Consider the following 3154-nt stretch of genomic DNA (forward strand, 5'->3'; position numbering starts at 1 on the left):
GACGCTCCTTACCCTCCGCGCGAGGAAGGAGTTCCAAGCGCCGGTAGCCGAGCGTCACCTCGAAACAGAAGTTGCCCATTGCGTTGGGGGCGTGACCACGCCGCCTTGAGGAGTTCCCTCCTCGGTGGCGGTGAAGCACTCCTTCTCAATGACCCCGGCCTTCAGCCAGCGGGCGACCGTTCCCCGGGCAGGGAACGTTCCCAGCATCTTGATGAGGTGCTCGTGATCGATGCGGTCGAATGCCGCCGCCAGGTCCGCGTCCAGGACCCACTGCCGCTTCGGATTCTTCCCGTGCGCGACAGTGAAGATCGCCTGGATCGCGTCCTGACAGCCCCGGCCCGGCCGGAACCCGTAGGACTTGGGTTCGAACCGGGCCTCCCACTCGGGTTCCAGCGCGTTGACCGTCCTGGCTTGCAGGACGCGGTCAACGATCACGGGAATCCCGAGGGGACGCCGCTTTCCATTGCTCTTGGGGATGTACACGCGCCGGGCGGGCCTGGGCTTCCACGGGGCGTAGCGGTGCTGGACCCAGGTGGCCAACTCGGCCTTGCCCGGGGCCGTGAGCACGACCCGCCCGTCGATGCCCGCCGTCCGGCGACCGGCGTTGATCTCCGTGACCCGCCGCACGCTCACGAGCGTGTTGCTGTGGCTGCGGAGCATCAGCTTCTGCAGGTTGCGGACCTTTCTCAGGTCCCCGGCCTGCGATGCCGCGAAGATGCGCTGGCGCAGACGACGTACGTTCTCCTCGGCTTCGGCCCAGTCGACCTCGTGCCAGTTGAGGAGTTCGCCCTCCGGTTCGTTCACCGTGCCGCTCGGCGACGTGGCGTCCAACGTGTCCTTCGACTCTGCTGTCGTTGCCATCGTCCTCTTTCGCAGGCTCACCTGACCCACGTCAGCACCCTTTCGGGTCAGGCCACTTGGGCCCTGTCCGGCCAGTTATGCGAGACGATCGGCTGGAGGGGCCAGCTTCACCGTCTCGGTTTCCTGCTGCCTTTCGGCCACCGGCATTCGCTTCTTGGGTCATCCTGTTCCCGCCAGGGAGTTGAGCGTTCCTCACGGTCGGCCTACCCGGCACATGGCCGGGACCCTTGCGGGGTTTCCACGTTCTGCATGAGCGAGATGCGAGCGGGGTGGGTGCCCTCTCTACCCCGGGACGGCGGTGTCCTCCCGGCTGACTGCTTCTCTTCAGCCGGCGCCTGCCGCTTCTCTGCGGCCAGTCCTGTACCCCGCTGGAACATCCCATCGGCGAGGTTCGAAGTTACGAGGCATAGCCAAGGGTTCATTCGCATTCACCCGTCCGCTCATTCCCCTTGCCTGTAGCCCCCGGATGGAACGGGAGCCCTTGGGCTTTTCCCCCGGGCTTCGCACCCTCCCGTTACCAGGAACGCACGCCGGGGCGGGGACAGGCCCTGGACACTGGCCCGGAACTACACCTTCCTCAACGGAACCTCCTCACCGGTGAGTCCACTCAGCTCAAGCAGCCTCGTGTCGCACGAAACACTCCTCGATCGCCCAGCGCGACCCGGCGATCCTGACCAGCTCCTGAACGGTGGTCTCCAAGGGGGCGTAGGCGAGGTAGTAGGCGATCTCGTCGGCCTTGCGGATGCTGCGGCGGGCCAGTGCCAACCGCATCCGGTGGGGGACGTCGCCTTGGTAATCGAACTCGGCAACGGCCGGCAGCCGCACGGCCGCCCAGTGGTAGACGCGTGGTCCCTTCGCACCGTTGCCGCATGAGAGTTTCTCCCATGCCTCGTCCGGTGCCTGTGCGAACAAACCCTCGATGCGGGGACAGCCCACGGTGAACTGGGACTTGGGCACAGCCAGCACGTAACCGACGCCCGACTGTTCCAGCAGTCGACGAAAGCGGCTCTCCTGTCCATAGGCAGCGTCCGCGGTGACCCAGGTAATGGGCAGCGGCGCGGCAAGGGACCGCAGCACCATGCGCCGGGCCAGCCCCCGCACTTCCGCCCCGGCCGCCACCTAATGTTCGCCCCCGAGTACCGCACCGCCACGAAGGACCGCTTCACCATCTGGAACGAGATCACTGCCACCGCCGGACACCCCGTCCTGATGGCCTGAACCACACCCGCACCGGGCAGAGCGGCCTGGAACGGCCTCAGCACGCCAAGAACCGGAAGCCTCTCGCTCAACCTGACAATGCCCACTGTCGTCGTCGCAAGTCGGGCTGCGTTCGCCTTGCGCCGCTCCGCCAGATGCTTTACTCATCCGCCATTTCGGATGCTCAGTCACACGACTCGCTCGGGCCGGTCGGCGGGCTTCACGCTCTCGAAGTCGCTCATGTGTTCGAGTATTCCATGGTTCGGACTCGCTGGCGCTGCGGGCGGGGAGCGATGGGTCGATGCCGGGGCAATTAGACGACCGGTCTATTGCCTGGGATCGTACACTGGGCGCATGGGAAGGACCAGCGACGCCAGAGAGAAGATTCTCGCCGCCGCGCAGGGGCTGATCGAGTCACGCGGCTATTCGGCCCTGGGCGTGGCCGACATCTGCAAGGCCGCGGGCGTGCCTAAGGGCAGCTTCTACTACTTCTTCGACTCCAAGGAGGCCCTGGCGCTCGAGGTACTCGATGAGCACTGGCGTATCCAGCGCGGGGATTGGGAGCGGATCCTGGGCGGTGACGCGGAGCCGCTGCAGCGGCTGCGGCAGCTGTTCGAGGAGACCGAGGCGGGGCTGCGGGCCGGGCAGCAGAGCTGCGGGACCGTGTCGGGTTGCATGTTCGGGAATCTGACGCTGGAAATGAGCAATCAGACCGCGCCGATCCGCGAGCGCCTTCAGACGATCTTCGAGGCGCAGGTGGAGATGGTGGAGAAGGTCGTCGTTCAGGCGCAGGCGCGCGGTGAGGTCGCGGTGGCGGATGTGAACGAGGCTGCGCGGTCAGTGGTGGCGCAGTTGGAGGGGCAGGTGCTGTTCGCCAAGCTCTACAACAACACCGGTCGCCTGGACACGCTGTGGCGCAATGGTCTGGCTCTGCTGGGGATCCGCGAACTCGAGTCGGCAACGACCGCCTGACTGGCCTCAGAGCTTCCGGTTTGCGACGAATGGACCGGGACAGGACCTGGATCACGACTCCTGAAGCGGTTTGGCGAAGCAGCGGCTGCTCTCGTACGTGCGGTAGTGGCCGAACTTCTCGCAG

The 3154-nt window shown here is 66.1% G+C and carries 2 protein-coding genes and 1 pseudogene; 1 reads left to right on the forward strand and 2 read right to left on the reverse strand.

The window, feature by feature from the left end; all coding sequences use genetic code 11:
- Positions 1 to 87: 87 nt before the first annotated feature.
- Both AB0N06_RS38425 and AB0N06_RS38430 read right to left on the reverse strand, forming a co-directional pair.
- Positions 88 to 861, reverse strand: a pseudogene (locus tag AB0N06_RS38425) (reverse transcriptase N-terminal domain-containing protein); the annotation flags it as partial.
- A gap of 612 nt (positions 862 to 1473) precedes the next feature.
- Positions 1474 to 1980 (reverse strand): transposase, encoded by a 507-nt coding sequence (locus AB0N06_RS38430; RefSeq protein WP_366139312.1) that lies wholly within the window; start codon positions 1978 to 1980, stop codon positions 1474 to 1476.
- 432 nt (positions 1981 to 2412) lie between these two features.
- On the opposite strand from AB0N06_RS38430, the gene AB0N06_RS38435 reads away from it, so the two are divergent.
- Positions 2413 to 3030, forward strand: coding sequence for a TetR/AcrR family transcriptional regulator (locus AB0N06_RS38435; protein ID WP_366139313.1), 618 nt, complete (start codon positions 2413 to 2415; stop codon positions 3028 to 3030).
- The last annotated feature ends 124 nt before the right edge of the window (positions 3031 to 3154 follow it).

Origin of the sequence: Streptomyces sp. NPDC051020, from assembly GCF_040683105.1 — a bacterium.
Lineage (GTDB): Bacteria > Actinomycetota > Actinomycetes > Streptomycetales > Streptomycetaceae > Streptomyces.